General features: G+C 42.7%; 17 protein-coding genes and 1 rRNA gene. 2 read left to right on the top strand and 16 right to left on the bottom strand.

Annotated features, from left to right (window positions below):
* Window positions 1-35: 35 nt before the first annotated feature.
* From AC1TO8_RS22230 to AC1TO8_RS22260, 7 genes are all read right to left on the bottom strand, one after another.
* The gene (locus AC1TO8_RS22230; protein WP_482057786.1) at window positions 36-473 is read right to left on the bottom strand and encodes a Mini-ribonuclease 3; all 438 of its coding nucleotides are present in this window, start codon (window positions 471-473) and stop codon (window positions 36-38) included.
* Window positions 470-1876, bottom strand: a complete 1407-nt coding sequence (gene cysS, locus AC1TO8_RS22235) for a cysteine--tRNA ligase (protein WP_482057787.1) — start codon at window positions 1874-1876, stop codon at window positions 470-472. The genes AC1TO8_RS22230 and cysS overlap by 4 nt, the downstream gene beginning before the upstream one ends.
* A 32-nt stretch (window positions 1877-1908) precedes the next feature.
* Complete coding sequence (gene cysE / locus AC1TO8_RS22240; RefSeq protein ID WP_482057788.1) at window positions 1909-2571, bottom strand: serine O-acetyltransferase; 663 nt, start codon at window positions 2569-2571, stop codon at window positions 1909-1911.
* Window positions 2572-3209: 638 nt separating this feature from the next.
* Entirely contained in the window at window positions 3210-4673 is a 1464-nt protein-coding gene (gltX, locus tag AC1TO8_RS22245) for a glutamate--tRNA ligase (protein ID WP_482057789.1), read from the bottom strand.
* Between the two features lie 42 nt (window positions 4674-4715).
* The gene (ispF, locus tag AC1TO8_RS22250) at window positions 4716-5204 is read right to left on the bottom strand and encodes a 2-C-methyl-D-erythritol 2,4-cyclodiphosphate synthase (RefSeq protein ID WP_482057790.1); all 489 of its coding nucleotides are present in this window, start codon (window positions 5202-5204) and stop codon (window positions 4716-4718) included.
* Window positions 5204-5899 (bottom strand): 2-C-methyl-D-erythritol 4-phosphate cytidylyltransferase, encoded by a 696-nt coding sequence (ispD, locus tag AC1TO8_RS22255; protein WP_482057791.1) that lies wholly within the window; start codon window positions 5897-5899, stop codon window positions 5204-5206. The genes ispF and ispD overlap by 1 nt, the downstream gene beginning before the upstream one ends.
* Window positions 5900-5959: 60 nt before the next feature.
* Complete coding sequence (locus AC1TO8_RS22260) at window positions 5960-7048, bottom strand: PIN/TRAM domain-containing protein (protein WP_482057792.1); 1089 nt, start codon at window positions 7046-7048, stop codon at window positions 5960-5962.
* A 405-nt stretch (window positions 7049-7453) separates the two neighbouring features.
* Between AC1TO8_RS22260 and AC1TO8_RS22265 the strand changes: the two genes are divergently transcribed.
* On the top strand, window positions 7454-7849 hold the full coding sequence (locus AC1TO8_RS22265) for a DUF1573 domain-containing protein (RefSeq protein ID WP_482057793.1): 396 nt from the start codon (window positions 7454-7456) through the stop codon (window positions 7847-7849).
* A gap of 565 nt (window positions 7850-8414) precedes the next feature.
* On the opposite strand, the gene pssA is transcribed toward AC1TO8_RS22265, so the two are convergent.
* The 3 genes from pssA to radA all read right to left on the bottom strand — a co-directional run bounded on the left by pssA (window position 8415) and on the right by radA (window position 11711).
* Window positions 8415-9140: a CDP-diacylglycerol--serine O-phosphatidyltransferase gene (pssA, locus tag AC1TO8_RS22270; RefSeq protein WP_482057794.1), complete on the bottom strand. Its 726-nt coding sequence runs from the start codon at window positions 9138-9140 to the stop codon at window positions 8415-8417.
* Window positions 9141-9199: 59 nt separating this feature from the next.
* On the bottom strand, window positions 9200-10276 hold the full coding sequence (gene disA, locus AC1TO8_RS22275) for a DNA integrity scanning diadenylate cyclase DisA (protein ID WP_482057795.1): 1077 nt from the start codon (window positions 10274-10276) through the stop codon (window positions 9200-9202).
* Between the two features lie 67 nt (window positions 10277-10343).
* Window positions 10344-11711 (bottom strand): DNA repair protein RadA, encoded by a 1368-nt coding sequence (gene radA / locus AC1TO8_RS22280; RefSeq protein ID WP_482057796.1) that lies wholly within the window; start codon window positions 11709-11711, stop codon window positions 10344-10346.
* Window positions 11712-12158: 447 nt separating this feature from the next.
* Between radA and AC1TO8_RS22285 the strand changes: the two genes are divergently transcribed.
* On the top strand, window positions 12159-12311 hold the full coding sequence (locus AC1TO8_RS22285; protein WP_482057797.1) for a hypothetical protein: 153 nt from the start codon (window positions 12159-12161) through the stop codon (window positions 12309-12311).
* 116 nt (window positions 12312-12427) lie between these two features.
* Here the strand turns inward: AC1TO8_RS22285 and AC1TO8_RS22290 are convergent, their stop codons facing one another.
* The 6 genes from AC1TO8_RS22290 to rrf all read right to left on the bottom strand — a co-directional run.
* Window positions 12428-12646 carry a hypothetical protein gene (locus AC1TO8_RS22290; RefSeq protein ID WP_482057798.1) on the bottom strand — a complete coding sequence of 73 codons (219 nt, stop codon included), beginning with the start codon at window positions 12644-12646 and terminating at the stop codon, window positions 12428-12430.
* 202 nt (window positions 12647-12848) lie between these two features.
* Window positions 12849-15314, bottom strand: a complete 2466-nt coding sequence (clpC, locus tag AC1TO8_RS22295; RefSeq protein ID WP_482057799.1) for an ATP-dependent protease ATP-binding subunit ClpC — start codon at window positions 15312-15314, stop codon at window positions 12849-12851.
* A gap of 33 nt (window positions 15315-15347) precedes the next feature.
* The gene (gene mcsB, locus AC1TO8_RS22300; RefSeq protein ID WP_482057800.1) at window positions 15348-16421 is read right to left on the bottom strand and encodes a protein-arginine kinase McsB; all 1074 of its coding nucleotides are present in this window, start codon (window positions 16419-16421) and stop codon (window positions 15348-15350) included.
* Between the two features lie 27 nt (window positions 16422-16448).
* Entirely contained in the window at window positions 16449-16973 is a 525-nt protein-coding gene (gene mcsA / locus AC1TO8_RS22305; protein WP_482057801.1) for a protein-arginine kinase activator protein McsA, read from the bottom strand.
* A 27-nt stretch (window positions 16974-17000) separates the two neighbouring features.
* Entirely contained in the window at window positions 17001-17462 is a 462-nt protein-coding gene (locus tag AC1TO8_RS22310; RefSeq protein ID WP_482057802.1) for a CtsR family transcriptional regulator, read from the bottom strand.
* A 972-nt stretch (window positions 17463-18434) separates the two neighbouring features.
* Window positions 18435-18510 (bottom strand): 5S ribosomal RNA (rrf, locus tag AC1TO8_RS22315); the annotation flags it as partial.

An 18510-nucleotide genomic window follows, 5' to 3' on the forward strand; every position in this document is an offset into this window, starting at 1 on the left:
CCTCCTTCTCTCCACGTTCATTTTTTTAAAAAATACTATTGATCTATATACTGAATACTTAACAGGATTAATTCATTCATTCTTTCTATCTGTTCCGTGTAGTACAGATATCCTATTAGAGATTCAAACGCTGTAGCATGGCGGTATTCCAACACATCCGCGTTCTTAGGAACACTTCCCGATTTGGCATTGCGCCCTTGTCTAACGACATCTCGCTCCTTTTCCGTTAAGAACGTCTCAAGATGCGCTACGATTCTACTCTGTGCCTTCGCTGATACCATCTTCGTTGCCGAGGTATGAAGATGATGTGGTCGCAGATTCGGTTTAGAGATCAGATATTGGCGTACCGCTACTTCATAAAGTGCATCCCCAATATAGGCTAATACAATGGGTGGAAGCAGATTCGCCTTCTTTGCGGGGGGAAATGGATACAATCCATTCTCAAATAGCTTCAGATCATTTCCCTCGCTCATTTCCGTCTCCAGCGCATACCTTGCGCTGTATCCTCTAATATAATTCCACGGGAAGCAAGTAAATCACGGATTTCATCAGCACGACTCCAATTCTTATCCTTACGAGCCTGTTCTCGGTCAGCAATAAGCTTATCAATGTCTTCATCGATCAGTTCAGCTTCATTCACAGCGTACAATCTCAGTACTTGATTCATTTCATCAAAAACATGCAATAAAGCGTATATATCGACAGCTTTCACAACGGGATGTTCCAATAAGGAATTGGCTTCATTTACCCATTCGAACATAGCCGTAATCGCATCTGCTGTATTGAAATCATCCTGCATTTTGGCATGATACATTTCTAGAATATCCGAAAGTCTGACCTGCAATGACTCATCAACAGCATCCGTCATGTTCACTATAATAGAAGTTAATCGATGTTTGAGATTGTCGACCGCATTGCGAATTCGTTCTGTACTCTTCTCCGCTTGGTTAATCGTTTCGTTATTGAAATTCAGTGGATTACGATATTGGCTAGATAGCATAAAGTAACGAATCGACTCCCATTTATACTGTTTACGCAAATCTTTGACCAATATACCATTGCCTAGCGACTTAGACATCTTTTCATTGTCTATATTGATATATCCATTATGCATCCAATAATTAGCGAATGTCTTGCCCGTCAACGCTTCCGTCTGGGCTACCTCACATTCATGATGTGGGAATTGTAAATCTTGTCCCCCCCCATGAATATCGATAGTATCTCCTAAATATCGACGAGCCATAGCGGAGCATTCAATATGCCATCCCGGTCTTCCCTCTCCCCATGGACTTGACCAAGATATTTCCCCTGGCTTAGCAGCCTTCCATAGCACAAAGTCCTCTGGGTTCTCTTTGCGTTCATCCACACCAATGCGAATACCGAACTGTAATTCTTCTACATTCTGATGAGATAACTTACCGTATTCCTTGAATTTATGAGTACGATAGAATACATCTCCACCGTTCTCGTAGGCGAATCCCTTCTTCTCAAGCTCCTTTATAAACTCAAGGATCGATTCTATATTCTCCGTAACACGTGGATTAATCGTAGCACGAGTCAATCCTAACCCCTCTAAATCTTCATAATAAGCACCGATAAATGTATCCGCTACCTCTGGCACGGTACTACCTGTTTGTTCTGCTTTACGAATTAATTTGTCATCCACATCCGTAAAGTTCACAACATAATTCACTTCATTACCTAGTTGTTCTAGATAAGTTCGAACGACATCAAATACAATCATTGGACGAGCATTACCGATGTGAATAAAGTCATAGACGGTTGGTCCGCATACATACATTTTCACCTTCCCGGGTTCCTGTGACACAAAGAGTTCCTTGTTACGGGTTAGCGTGTTATACATTTTTAGTGCCATGTATTCAAATCCTCTCGTTCTTGTTCTTATTCTTATTCTTTGACTTGCCCATGTAACTGCTGATTTTCCCGCTTCACATGATCCAGCTCGATACGAAGCGCTTCAATCTCTCCTTGAAGTAAACGAATAGCATCCACGACGGGATCGGGTAACTGATGACTGAGGCGATCAACGCGTCTTCCATCCTTCTTAACAATTTTACCCGGAATACCTACTACGGTACTATTCGGTGGGACCTCTTTCAGAACAACAGAGTTAGCTCCAATATTAGATTGGTCACCTACCGTAAAAGAACCTAATACTTTGGCTCCTGAGGCAATGACGACATTATTACCAATAGTAGGATGGCGTTTGCCCTTTTCCTTACCTGTCCCTCCAAGAGTCACCCCTTGGTAAATGACCACGTCATCTCCAATTTCACATGTCTCCCCAATAACGACGCCCATCCCGTGGTCAATAAACAATCTATTTCCGATTGTGGCACCAGGATGGATTTCGATCCCTGTCATGAATCGACTGACTTGCGAGATGATCCGTGCTATTGTAAACCAACGGCGTTTGTAGAAGCTATGTGCAATCCGCTGCGCCCAAATGGCATGAAGTCCCGAATAGGTGAAGATGACCTCGAATAATCGTCTAGCCGCAGGATCGTTTTCAAATACCGCTTGGATATCTGATTTCATGTTCTTAAACATATCGTTCTCCTCTTCGACACTTTTCGGTTCTCCTTATTTCGCTGCTTGTGTCCATATTATCACTTATAGAAATCAAAAAATCCCCTGCAGCATACGCTGCAGAGGCGTTGATCGCGGTTCCACTCTGCTTGAGCTGTTCATCACATTAATAATTTATATTATTAACATGACTTGCATCTCTTCTTAGCGTCCAATAACGGGTGACGATCCGGAAATGATCTAACGTTAGGATAGAACCCCTCTCCTTCGCTCGATCAATCAGCTCACAGGCGCATTTCGATTACCGACATATGGATAACTCACAGCACTAGGCGAGTATGAACTCTCCTGGTTATCCTCTCTGGATCATGCCACAGTAACGTACTTTTCCTGATCCTAGCTATTCGTATATACTCTCAAGTCTCATAATACTCCATCCGCCAACCTAGCACAATATCCTTTTAGAAGTTGTTCAAAAAGTCATCTTTTGATCACGATGTATACCAAGAGGCTTACTCGACATCGAAGATTGAATTCAGCCGGTCTTTCCGGTGCTCACGTAGGTACTGCCTACGCTACGCTCCGCTCTCCCTTGCTTCATCCAATCTTCTCGGTGCTGAAAAGTCGACTTTTTGAACACGCACTTTTCACAAGATATGTTATGATCCAATAATTTGTGACTTCAGTCTGTTCTTCACATTATCCAATCCAAGCAAGTAGATCGTTTGATTCAGATCACGACCATGCATCTGACCTGTCAAAGCTACGCGAATTGGCATGAACAATTGCTTGCCCTTGAACCCTGATTCCTTCTGAACTTCTTTAATCAGAACGGCCATCTTTGCTGGGGTGAACTCGTCTGTTCCTTCCAACTTAGCAAGAAAAGCTGACAATACTGTTGGCACCTGTTCTTCTGCAAGAATAGCCTTCGCTTCCTCATCGAGCTCAATGTCAGAACGGAAGAACATCTCAGACAATGCCACAATATCAGAAGCTGAATTCAGTTGTTCCTGGTAGAGTGCAATAAGCAATTTCGCCCATGCTTCCTGCTCCTCACTCAATGCCTCAGGTAAACGACCTGCACGTTGTAGATGCGGGATCGCTAGCTTAGCAATTCGATCTGGATCTGCCTGTTTAATATAATGATTGTTCAAATAAGCTAATTTATTCTGATCGAACACAGCCGGGCTCTTAGACAAACGTTCCGCGTTAAATATCGTAATTAGCTCATCTTTAACGAACATCTCCTCTTCACCCTCTGGCGACCAGCCGAGCAAGGAAATAAAGTTAAACAACGCTTCCGGTAAATATCCCAATTGATCATACTGCTCAATGAACTGCACAATCGACTCATCACGTTTACTCAACTTCTTATGATGTTCATTCACGATCAAAGTCATATGGCCGAACAACGGTGCGTCCCAACCAAGCGCTTCATAAATCATCAACTGACGTGGTGTGTTAGATATATGATCTTCTCCACGCAGTACATGCGATATTTCCATGAGATGGTCATCGATAACGACGGCGAAGTTATAGGTTGGAATCCCATCCTTCTTCACGATAACGAAATCACCTGTCTCATCTGTGTTGAAAGAAATACTTCCCTTAACGATATCCTCGAAAGTATAAGTTCTATCTTCCTGCACACGGAAACGTATACTCGCTACACGACCTTCCGCTTCAAATGCACGGCGTTGTTCTTCGGTTAAATGACGATGCTTACCTGAATATCGAGTCGTTTCCCCACGAGCGATCTGTTCTTCCCGCTCCAGTTCCAGTTCCTCTTCTGTACAATAGCAACGATAGGCAAAACCTTTATCCAACAGTTCCTGCCAGTACTTTCGATAAATATCAAGACGTTCTGTCTGGCGATAGGGTCCATATTCGCCCCCTACATCGATACTTTCATCCCATTCCATGCCCAGCCACTTCAAATATTTCAGTTGGCTCTCTTCTCCGCCTTCTACATTGCGTTTCAAGTCCGTATCTTCAATTCGAATAATAAACTTCCCGCCTAGATGGCGAGCAAATAAATAGTTGAAAAGAGCCGTTCTTGCATTACCAATATGTAAATGTCCGGTTGGACTCGGTGCATAACGTACGCGCACTGCATTGGTCATTATTATCCCTCCAATTCGTCAATCTTACACGTCATTTATATTTTAAGATGATAGCATATTTCGGGTTAAGCATACAACAGATTGGGCGGCGATCCCTTCGCCTCTTCCGACGAATCCTAATTGCTCCGTTGTCGTTGCTTTCACATTAACTTGAGTCACATCCGCTTCAAGCGCCTTGGCGATCACTTCCACGATTTGAGGAATATAAGGTGCCATCTTCGGCTTCTGAGCCATAATCGTCGAATCAATATTGCCAAGTTGATAACCTTTCTCTTTAGCAAGTACCCATACCTCTTCTAATAACTTCAGACTGTCAGCATCCTTATAACGAGGATCTGTGTCTGGAAAGTGCTTCCCGATATCCCCTAGACCTAGCGCTCCAAGGATCGCATCTGTGACTGCATGCAGAAGCACGTCAGCATCCGAATGTCCTACTAGACCTAACTCATAGGGTATCGTAACCCCACCAATAATACATGGTCTACCCTCAACCAATTGATGCACATCAAACCCTTGTCCTACTCGTATCATTATTTTCCCTCTCCTTTACGATTCTCTATAAATGCTGCATACTCCAAATCATCAGGCGTCGTTAACTTGATGTTGGCATAGCTCCCCTGTACGACAGCGACAGGAATGCCTAAGCGCTCCACTAGCATCGAATCATCAGTTCCTACGAACTTCGCACCCTGTGCCTCCTTATGGGCCCTCAGAAGATCTGAAACACGAAAAGTCTGTGGGGTCTGAATAGCCCACAGACTTTGACGATCTGGCGTCGCCACAATAATACCCGATCCATCAACTTGCTTAATTGTATCCTTCACAGGGACAGCTAATACAGAAGCACCGACGCGAAGGGCGACCTCATAACATTCTTCAATATCGGACTCTTCCACAAACGGCCTTACCCCATCGTGGATCATGACCCATTCCGTATGGATCTCTAATAAGCCCTTGTATACAGAATGTTGTCTCTCGCTTCCCCCTGAGATAACTTTGACTACTTTGTCCAAGCTATACTTCTGTACCCATGCCTCAGCGCGGTCGACATCATCCTGACCCGTTACCAATACAATCTCTTGCACCAAAGGTAACCTATTGAACACTTCTAGTGTGTGAATAATAATCGGCTTATCCGTAAGCATAAGATACTGTTTACTTTCTTCAGTACCCATTCGAGAACCTTTACCCGCCGATACAATAACGATTCCCAGACCCTTGTCCATAATGATACCCCTGTCTTCCTTCCCATGTACTAGGAAATAGTTATCTCCATCATACCGTTTCTACTGGGCTTTTTCCAACAGTTTCGGTTTCGCAAAGATCATTCGTCCTGCAGAGGTCTGAAGAACGCTTGTCACCAACACTTCCATCAACATACCGATATATTCACGTCCACCTTCCACAACAATCATCGTTCCATCATCAAGATAAGCTACACCCTGCCCATGTTCTTTGCCATCTTTGATCACCTGAACCATAATTTCCTCACCTGGAAGCACGACAGGCTTAACTGCATTCGCAAGATCGTTGATATTCAGTACTGAAACACCTTGCAGCTCACAGACTTTGTTCAAGTTGTAATCATTCGTAACCACTTTCCCCTTCAACACCTTAGCCAGCTTCACAAGTTTACTATCGACTTCCGATATTTCTTCGAAATCCCCCTCGTAGATTAACACTTTAATATCTAATTCTTTCTGAATTTTGTTCAAAATATCAAGACCTCTGCGGCCACGATTACGCTTAAGTAGATCCGATGAATCGGCGATATGCTGTAACTCTTCAAGAACGAACTCAGGAATAACAATCGTCCCTTCTATAAAGCCCGTCTTACAGATATCCGCAATCCGTCCATCTATAATGACACTCGTATCGAGAATTTTATGCTCTTCTAGTTTTCTTTCATCGGAAAGTTCCTCCCGACTCCATCTCCCAGATGTCCATAATGTCGCCAATTCAACTTTTTTCTCCATAGCAATTCTAAGCCCCAAATAACCACATGTAAGCGTCACTCCTACTCCGAGCAACTGTCCTGCCGTTCCAAGCCATCCAAGGCTAGGATACAATAACAGGGCTAGTATGAGGCCTCCTGTCAATCCAGTCGCCCCCGCCGTCAACTCATTCATAGGCATTGTTGTGAAAGAACCGACGAATGAATGTAATCTGTAAACCGCCTTTTCTACACTTATAGAGCCAACCAACATAAATAAAATAGCACCTAACGCTGCGAAGGCTAAACTACCTCCCACACTATCACTTCCACCAAATTGGGTTATCCAATCTGGGAATGATCGTCCTAATAAACCATATATCGCATATCCAAACCAAACACCACATAGCCCAATGAATGCTAAAATAGCTTTTTTTAACATGATTACCCACACCTCCTCCAAAATATTTACCATAAGAGGTAGTTCAAAAAGTCACCTTTTGATCACGAAGGTTAGCAAGAGGTCTATTCGACATCGAATATTGAATTCACCCGGTCCTTCCGGTGCTCACGTAGGTACTGCCTACGCTCCGCTCCTCTCTCCCTGGCTTCATTCAATCTTCTCGGTGCTGAAAACCTGACTTTTTGAACTTTCACTCATACATATCCTTATCCAGTATGATCCAGTTCAACGATGAATAACCCTACCCCCCATAATAATTTATGTTCATCACTTCATAGCCTCATGACCTAGCTATTTGGGATGATTGTAGTTTTTCTAGTTGAAAATAAGTAAACGACTGGCATATAATGAATGCAATTCATAATACTAGAGGTGATTGATAAAATGGGTTCATTAAGTTTACAGGATTTCCAGAATCAAGTATCAGACCTACTACTCCGTCACCGCAGCCTACTTGATGTCTTGTCTAAGAATGGACAGAGCAGTGCATCATTGAATAGGGCCGTTGTCAAAGCAGTTACTGACTGTGGATGCATTGAAATTCATGCTACCCAACAAACTTTTGAGCCAGAGTTAAACCTCTCATCATCAAAAGAAGTTGTAGGATCTCACGTATCTGGTCATTTATGCGAGAACTGTAAGGAATTCATCAGCACGGAATTGGGACGGAATATGTTCTATTTGTCCGCCCTTTGTAACTTACTTGATATTAATATGGATGACGTCGTTGCAGAAGAATCGACGAAATGCTCTACCCTTGGACTATTCAATATGTCTTAATATTGATTTATACATGCTCGGGAATGATAAGAAAAACTCCTTTCGACGTTCTTGGCGAAAGAGTTCGTTCTATTCCCTTCTTTGGCTTACTTTCACGGGACTTCTACTAGCTACTGCCTACTGCCTGCTATTCACTATCCGCTATCCACTATTCACTTTACAGCCACCTAACATATACCGTCCCCCCAATCACTAATAGCTGCATTAAGTACACTTATATTTGGTCATATTCCCTTTTCACTACGTTTAGTTGTATAAAGGTCATCTAATTACTGGAGAATCATCTATTCTCATCATTTCCCCTGTTTTAAGTGTGCTTTGTGCAACTAATTCTTCTTCAGCCACCCTTTTCTTCTGAGTAAGTATCATTTATGCAACTATTCCATCTTATTCAAGCGAACTTCTTGTATAAAATACTCTTCCAAATGTTACAATGACATACTATGTACTTTTGAATTAATTCCAGCCTGAATAGGACAAAAAAAGCATTTATCTCGTTGCCCTAGAGGCATGAAATAAATGCTTTTTATTTATACATATATCGAGGCTCTTAATCCTCATTCAGTTAATTATCCATATGAAGAGGATCCTCTTCCGTCTTCTCTTTGTTACGGCGTCTTAAAGCTCTGTCTATACTCTTCTTCACACCGTATACAGCATACGTGGCTAACGGTATAAAAATTACCTTGGATATTTGTTCTGGATATATCACTGCAATAGCTACAGCAATAATAATGACGATTGGTGCACCTATAACTACCTTTCTAGGTAGGCCAATCTTCTTAAAGTTCGGATATCTTACCCTGCTAATCATTAAATAGGATAACAATAACATGATTATAACCATATAAGTGCCAGATATTTCTTTATGAAAAAGAGTTAATGTTGCTAATACTCCCCCAGCTGCTGGAATCGGTAATCCGATGAAATAGCCTGTTGTTCCTCCTGTTCGTACATTGAACCTTGCTAAACGAAATGCCCCACACATCGGGAATATGGCTGTAGCTGCCCAAGCGATGGAATACGGCATATCTTGCAATGTAACCATATACATCAGGATTGCAGGTGCTGCACCAAAAGAGATCATATCTGAAAGAGAATCTAACTCTTTCCCGAACTCACTTTGTGCATTCAATGCCCTTGCGACACGTCCATCAAGACCATCTAACAACATCGCAATAATGATCATAATCGCAGCCATACTAAACTTATCATTCAGTGCCAACATCATGGCAATCATTCCCAGAGCCAAGTTCCCCAATGTGAACATATTCGGAATTGATTTTGTCATTCATTATTCACCTCAATCTAGTTCAAATCAGCCTTGATCATTCATTGATTGTATGGCATTTATACTTGCCTGTCAATGAATACTTGCTCTTGTAAGCGGTTCAGACCTTCCTTAATATTCTTCGCCCTAACCTCTCCAATCCCGTCCACTTCGTCCAATTCTTCGATAGTTGCTGTCATAATTTGCGGCAATTGTTCGAATCGTTCCAACAGGTTATTAATGATTACATTAGGCAATCGAGGTATTTTGTTCAGCACTCTATATCCTCGCGGTACGATGGCTTCCTCCGATGTAACCGATGATGCTGAGTATCCTAATAATCGAGCTATGTAATGAAGATCCAGCAATTCATCGTCGGTGGCACGCTTCAGCCCAGCAATAATCTCACGAATTTTCTCTTCCTTATCCACTTTGGCATAGTCTCTATATAGAAGCCAAGCCTCCACTTCCATATTACTAACCAGTTCCTCCAATTGCATGCTGATCAGACGACCCTCATTACCTAATTCAGTAATATATCGTTTGATCTCCATTTTAATTCGAACGACTCTTTCCACGCGTTGAACTACGCTAACAACTTCAGGTACCGTAACGAGTTCTTCAAACTCCGATGCAGACAGATTGGTTAGTGCTTGATTCAGTACGGACCGATACTTCTCCAATGTCTGAATGGCTTGGTTCGCTTTGGTCAGAATGACACCTATCTCCTTAAGCGAGTAGCGTAAGCCTCCTTGGTATAACGTAATAATCGTGCGACGCTGTGAGATCGAAACGACAAGCTTTCCTGTTTGTTTCGCCACACGCTCAGCGGTTCTATGCCGGATCCCTGTTTCGGATGACGAAATGGAGGAATCAGGGATCAATTGTGTGTTCGCATACAGAATTCGTTTGAGATCCTCACTCAATATGATAGCCCCATCCATCTTCGCTAACTCGTATAAATAATTGGGTGAGAAATCGCAGTTGATCGAGAATCCACCATCCACAACCTCCATCACCTCAGGACTGTATCCGACAACGATTAACCCGCCTGTCTTCGCACGCAATACGTTCTCAAGTCCCTCCCTGAAGGGAGTTCCAGGTGCAACTAACTTCAATAGATCATTCATTATATCTACCTGATTGGCTTCCTTCATTAAAGTTAATACCCCCTAATCTAATGCAATGGATAAGTCTACAGCAGATCTATAATCTAAAACGGAACTAATCTAACGCAGCTGCCAATGCTTGGGCAACAGTCGTTACACCAATAAGTTCTATCCCTTTAGGATGGCGCCATCCCTTCAAGCTCTTCTCGGGCAGAATAACTCTTTTGAATCCTAATTTCTCCGCTTCCTTCACACGCTGTTCTACGCGAGATACACCCCTCACTTCACCCGTCAAGCCAACCTCACCAAAGAACACATCATATGGCCTTGTCGGTGCGTCTCGAAAACTAGATGCAATACTCACTGCGATCGCTAAATCTACCGCCGGTTCATCAAGCTTCACGCCTCCGGCAACGTTAAGATACGCATCCTGATTCTGAAGGAACATCCCCATTCTTTTCTCTAAAACGGCAATAATAAGACTCATTCTATGATGATCAATCCCAGTACACATTCGACGTGGGGATGGGAAATTGGTAGAAGTAATTAGCGCTTGCAGTTCAACAAGGACAGGTCTTGTACCTTCCATACTTGCAACAACTGTTGAGCCCGCTACTCCAAGAGGTCTCTCTGAGAGGAATAGCTCCGATGGATTCTCCACTTCATTAAGACCGCTTTCACTCATCTCAAAAATGCCAATTTCATTCGTCGATCCGAACCGGTTCTTCACCGCCCTAAGCAAGCGATACGTATGATGTCTTTCTCCTTCAAAATAAAGCACACAATCCACCATATGTTCAAGCATTCTCGGTCCTGCAATCGCTCCTTCTTTAGTAACATGACCCACTAGAACGGTTGCGATACCTTGACCTTTAGAGACACGCATAAATCGGGCAGTACATTCCCGAACCTGAGATACACTTCCAGGAGCACTTGTTACCTCAGGCAAATAAACAGTCTGAATCGAATCGATCACTAGAAAATCAGGTTTAACGCTTTCGATAGCTTCTTCGATGGCTTCCATATTCGTCTCACATAGAACGTATAACTCGGCAGATAGCGCACCGAGCCGATCAGCTCGTAACTTCGTCTGTTGTACGGATTCTTCACCTGAAATATAGAGCACCCGAAGTCCTGACATAGATAAAGAATGCGATGTTTGGAGAAGCAATGTTGATTTACCAATACCCGGGTCACCACCAACGAGGACAAGTGAACCTGGAACGATTCCTCCACCTAGTACTCGATTTAGTTCGGCAATCCCCGTGTCCACTCTTCCTTCTTTGCTACTTTCTATACTTATGATGGGGAGTGGCTTTTCTTTACTCTGAAAAAGGGAAGAGTTCATACCTTGTGTCTTAACGACACTTTCGGTCTCCTCCACCATTGAATTCCAGGCCTGACAGCCTGGACATTTCCCATACCATTTCGGCGATTCATATCCGCACTCGGTACAGTTAAACTTTATTTTAAGCTTAGCCATCGTTCTCTCCTTAATTAAATAGCACAGTAAGTTATGCTAATGATGTCGAATTCACGCTATTATTAAGTTTACCACCAAGATGGAATGAACTAAAGGTAAATCCTCGCTCATTTATTCCTTCTATATATGATTTATCGTAAAGAAGGGATGAAAAGTTTACATCATCCTTAATTAAACTGAGATACACTCTGATGAGGCAGAGGACTTTTCACATTATAACCACTTTCCAGCTTCTCCAATCTCCTGTAGTTGCGGATGCAAAAGCGGTTGGAAATGCAGTTACAGTTATAGCTGCAGTTGCATAAAGTGCACTTAAATTCGGCCAAATTCCATTAAAGCTAACTTTAGTTGCATTGAAGGTAGCTAGTTACTGGAAAATATCACTTTTCATCGTTATCACCACTTTTAACTGTAGTTTAAACAACTATTTCTCTCGACCGCACTTTTGTGTATGAAACAACTGTACTTTTTGCATCTATTTCCCTCTACCATACCTTTGTACTTGAATTAACTGCACTTTCTGCAGTTGCGAGCGTGGGGGTGACGGTGGCGGCGGGGAGCATGATGATGGCGGTGGTGATGACTATTCAACGTTTGTGACTACTTAGCTTCTGCAACTGCGGCGGTAGGCCCCGGATGCTGAGTGCATCGGGGAGTGGCGAAGTTTTAACGGAACTCACAGACCTTATTCTATGAATAGATGCCCATTTGGAATTTTAACGGAAATACAGGCCTCTATATGCGAAAAAGTTTCCAAAATCCAGAGAAAAGCGCCAAATAAGGTCGCTCACTTCCGTTAGATTTCCAAAAGTGACGTTTGAGACACAATAAGGTCTGTCACTTCCGTTAGAACACTTACTAAACTCCACTTCCACTCCTACTTCTACTTCTACTTCTACTTCTACTTCTACTTCTACCTCTACTCCTACTCTCACCCTCCACCAACCTAACGACTTCCCTCATTCCCCTCGATCGAGCCTATTAAAATGTAAAAAAAGTAGTACCCTCCATCATTAAGAGGGTACTACTTCATTATTACATTTCGCACAATTTACAAGAGTACAACGCTACCACGGGTGGGTCCTATGGGCTTAATTGTTCTTAGTTACCTACCTCGGGTATATCCGATCCAATACGTTATTCTTGTTCTTTGTTATCTGCTTCAGGAGTATCCGATGGACTGTTCTTAGTTACTGTCAACCCGTCTTCCCCTTTATCAATAAGAAGGGAATCTCCTTTGCTAATATTACCTGTTAGTAGTTCTTCAGATAACCGATCTTCAATATGCTTTTGGATCGCCCGACGAAGTGGTCGTGCACCAAAGGCTGGATCATATCCTTCTTTAGCCAAGAATGCTTTAGCTTCATCTGTTAATATGAAATCCACATCATGTTCCTTCAATCGTTTACGAAGTTCCTCAGACATCAATGTTACAATCTCTGCAATATGTTTCTGTTCCAATGAGTGGAATACGATGATTTCATCAATCCGGTTCAAGAATTCTGGTCGGAAAGTCTTCTTCAGTTCACCCATCACTTTGTCCTTCATGTTGCCATAATCGGCTCCCCCATCTTGCACAGCCGTGAAGCCCAACGTTGAATTACGTCTGATCGCTTCTGCTCCTACATTGGAAGTCATGATAATAAGTGTGTTGCGGAAGTCAACTACACGACCTTTGGAATCGGTCAAGCGACCATCTTCTAGCACTTGTAGTAGAATATTAAATACATCAGGATGCGCCTTCTCAATCTCATCTAACAGTACGACAGAATATGGCTTGCGGCGTACTTTCTCCGTTAATTGGCCACCTTCTTCATACCCTACATACCCTGGAGGCGCTCCAACGAGACGAGACGTCGAATGTTTCTCCATATACTCAGACATATCAATCCGTACGATAGCATTCTCATCTCCGAATAATGCTTCAGCCAACGCACGCGCTAGTTCTGTCTTACCTACACCTGTTGGTCCAAGGAATACAAATGAACCCATCGGACGCTTAGGATCTTTAAGTCCAGCTCGAGCACGTCGTACCGCTTTACTTACGGATTTGACCGCTTCTTCTTGTCCAACTAGACGTTCATGTAGAATCGATTCCATATTCAGAAGACGTGCTGTCTCTTCTTCTTTCAGCTTACTCACCGGAATTCCAGTCCAGCTTGCCACAATTTGAGCGATATCGTCTGGTGTCACTTCAGAATCCGTGCTTCCTTGTTTCTCTTTCCACTGATTCTTCGTAATATCTAACTCTTCACGAATCTTTTGTTCAGTATCACGTAGAGCAGCTGCCTTTTCGAATTCTTGGCTTTGGACAGAGGCATCTTTTTCCTTGCGAACATCTTCAAGTCGACTTTCTAATTCTTTCAAATCCGGTGGAATCGTGTAAGAATTCAATCTTACTTTAGAACCGGCTTCATCAATTAGATCAATGGCCTTATCTGGCAAGAAACGGTCTGGAATATAGCGATCCGACAATTTAACTGCTTCAACAATTGCTTCATCCGTAATCTTCACACGGTGATGTGCTTCATAACGATCACGCAAGCCGAATAGAATCTGAACAGCTTCTTCCGGTGATGGTTGATCCACTACAATCGGCTGGAATCTACGCTCTAAAGCTGCATCTTTTTCAATATACTTACGGTATTCATCGAGGGTTGTAGCCCCAATACATTGTAATTCTCCACGAGCAAGGGATGGCTTCAAAATATTAGATGCATCGATAGCACCCTCCGCTCCACCAGCACCAATCAACGTATGCAATTCATCAATGAAGAGAATGACATTACCTGCTTGGCGAACTTCATCCATAATCTTTTTAAGACGATCTTCAAATTCACCACGGTATTTAGTTCCAGCTACAACAGATCCCATATCGAGTGTCATAACCCTTTTATCACGAAGTGTCTCAGGAATTTCATTATTAATAATTTTCTGTGCAAGTCCTTCAGCAATGGCTGTTTTACCTACCCCAGGTTCACCGATCAATACTGGATTATTCTTGGTTCGGCGACTAAGCACCTGAATAACTCTCTCAATTTCCTTACTACGACCAATGACTGGATCTAGATTACCTTCTCTAGCAAATGCCGTTAGATCCCGTGCCAAGCCATCCAACGTTGGTGTATTCACATTCGCTTGTGTTCCACTATGGCTTGATACCGTTTCATTGCTGCCAAGTAGTTGCAACACTTGTTGACGCGCTTTATTCAGGCTGATCCCTAAATTGTTAAGTACTCGTGCAGCCACACCTTCACCCTCACGAATAAGACCAAGCAAAATATGTTCTGTTCCAACGTACGTATGTCCCAGCTTACGAGCTTCGTCCATTGAAAGTTCAATCACTTTCTTAGCGCGAGGAGTATAGGCGATATTCGTTGGCTGTTCTTGTCCTCGACCAATCAGTGTCTCCACTTCATCTTGAATCTTCTCGAGTCCTAGACCAAGCCCAACTAAAGCCTTAGCAGCAATGCCATCTCCTTCACGAATTAAACCAAGCAAAATATGCTCTGTACCTATATTATTGTGACCTAAACGAACCGCTTCTTCTTGAGCCAATGCGAGCACCTTTTGCGCACGTTCCGTAAATCTCCCGAACATCATAACTCCTACACCTCCATGAAATTTAAATTCTTCTTATTGTATATTATCTTGAGAACCTAACTTCTTCCGAATTAACCTAGCACGATAGACGTCACGTTCCTCATTAGTAATGGCTTCCCCGAATGTCTTTTGAAGAAAACCTGCTTGGGTCATAACATTCAATTCATTCATTACAGGGGTGGATGGTCCCTTAATAATACCCAAATCAACACCAAGTCTAACATCAGATAGCCGTTGTGCAGCCTCTTTCGAGTCTAACATTTCTGCATATAACAAAATTCCGTATGATCGTTGTACACGATCTGTCATTCGGAGCTTCGATTCATTGAGTAGTCGTTCACGTGCATTCTGCTCATGTTCAATGATTTGCAACACGACACTGTGTAGATTGTCGATAATTTCATTCTCTGTCTGTCCCAGTGTAATCTGATTCGATATTTGAAATATGTTACCTACAGCTTCACTACCCTCGCCATAGATTCCTCTTACCGTTAAGCCTACTTGGGATACCGCTGACAAAATCCGATTGATCTGCTGTGTCATCACCAGTGCTGGTAAATGCATCATCACCGAAGCTCTAAGTCCTGTTCCTACATTGGTCGGACAACTTGTTAGATAACCGCGTGTGGCATCAAATGCATAATCAATATGTGCCTCAAATATATCATCAAGGGCTGTCGCCTTCTCCCAAGCATCACGTACCTGGAATCCTGGATATAGACATTGAATGCGCAAATGATCTTCTTCATTAATCATAATACTAATGGATTCATCTTCGCTCAGAATAACTGCACCATGTTCTGATTCGTTAGCCAGACTTGGACTAATCAGATGCTTCTCCACAAGAACTTTTTTGTCCAATGGTGAAATGTCATCTAAGTAAAGCATATGGAATGTACCAAATGATTCTAATGGTTCATATTTCTTCATGTCTGTTAGAGTATCTCGCACCACCATCGATTGCTCACTTGTCGCAAGCAAGGGAAATGGAATATGCTGTAAGTTGCGCGCCACTCGAACTCGACTACTTATCGCAATGTCGGAATCATTTGCGTCACCGAGCATCCATTGACTAAGCGCTTGTTCGGTGAATCGGAGATTTGGCATTACGCATTCCTCCTTCTAAAAAGAACTTTACTCTTCTGACAATCCCTTTTCAAGCTCTCTAATCTGATCACGAAGTGCTGCAGCCTCTTCAAATTCTTCTTGAATAATTTGTTGTTGCAGCTCAGACTTCAGATCCTGTAACCGTCGTTTAACTTGTATTTGAACGCCACCCCTTATCGGTACTTTGCCCACGTGAGCAGTACTCCCGTGAACTCTTTTGAATAAGGGATCTAGACGATCGTTGAAATATTTATAACACGAACTACATCCAAAGCGTCCAGCTTTACTAAATTGTGAGTACGTCATGCCACATTCTTCGCATCGTAACGTTTGAGCGCCTTTCGAGGTACCGGATTGAATCTTCTTAGCTGCGTCGAAGTCAATGAATCCCGACAATAAGCTATGAATCGAGAATCCTCCTGTTACCCCAGGAATCATCTCGCCCTTCTCACGAGCACATGATTCACACACATGAAATTCCGTTTTCTCTCCATTTACAATCTTGGTAAAATGAAGTGTGGCCGGTTTGTTTTCGCATTCTTGACAAAGCATGTCGATGTACCTCCCTTTCTTCGTAGGTCATTTACCTAATAAAGAGATCAGCATCGCTTTCATCATTCTGGCACGTATCTCATCCCTGTAAGGTAGCTTGATCATGAGGCATTCTCTGGAGATCGCTGCACGCATTAAAGTAGCTTCGCGTTTGCTTAGGAAACAGGATCCCTCCAGTTGATAGATCAGCCCTTCCGCTGTCGTCTGGTCGATATCTTCACCAATCGTCTGTCTTAGATGGGTATGAAGTTCAGAGTGTTGCGGAAGATCAATTCGTTGAATCCGAATATAGCCTCCACCACCTCTCTTGCTCTCCACAAGATAGCCCTTCTCTAACGTAAAGCGAGTACTGATGACATAATTGATCTGTGATGGTACACAGACAAACTTCTCAGCCAGATCGTTGCGTTGAATTTCCACTGTTCCTTCGGGACTTTCATGCAGAATATTCTTCAGATATTGCTCAATAACATCAGAGATATTACGCATCATTCATCCTCCAGTTATCAACCTCAACTCTTTCGTGGTTACCCACTTCCCAAGATGTAGTTCTATTCCTCATCTCTTCGTTGGTTGACTTTGACTTTCTTTGACTTTGTTAATATTATATCATATTCTTTGGTTTTGCCAAGGGGTATTACATATTTTTAGTGTGGACCTCTCTAAGCAATAATATTCTTGCAAGCTGGGATTATCGAGTAAGATCAGGCAAATCCTTAGTTAGCCTGATAATATGCTCTACAAAAGAAGAATTATTAGTTTAAAGGAAAAGTAGCTAATGTAAGTTTTAGTTGCAGAAAGGACAGTTAAATGTTGCGATTTGCGGATAAGTGGTGATTTTTAAGTAATTAAGTGTAGATTTGCAACTAGATTGGCATCAGAAGCAATTTAGCTGAATTTAGCTGTACTATGTGCAACTACTGCATCAGGAGGTACTGATGATTGGAGTTGGTGTGTGGTCCTGGATGGTGCGCGGGACAAATGGGAAGTTGATGGTTGGTGAGTTGGATGGTGTGTGTTAGGAATGAAGTCTACTGGTTGGTGAGTTGGGGGATGTGTTGGGAATGAAGTCTAGTCGTTGGGGCAAGTTGATGGATTGTGAGCTGAGGTGCAGTCGTTGGGTAGCTGAGGAATTGGGTAGCAGTGGTCGAAGCGCAGAAAAATGAAGCCTTGAGCCGCTGTAGAAAAGTAAATAGATAATTAGTTGTATAAAAGGCAGTTAGTTTGAAGGAAAAGTAGCTATAGTGAGTTTTAGTTGCAGAAAGTACAGTTAAATGTTGCGATTTGCGGATAAGTGGTGATTTTCAAGTAATTAAGTGTAGATTTGCAACTAGATTGGCGTCAGAAGCAATTTAGCTGAATTTAGCTGTACTATGTGCAACTACTGCATCAGGAGGTACTGATGATTGGAGTTGGTGAAAAGAAAAACCACCGTTGATCGAAATCAACAGTGGTTCTTATGCTTGGCGACGTCCTACTCTCCCAGGACCCTGCGGTCCAAGTACCATCGGCGCTGGAGGGCTTAACGGTCGTGTTC

It is taken from the genome of Paenibacillus sp. Y859 (genome assembly GCF_056786405.1).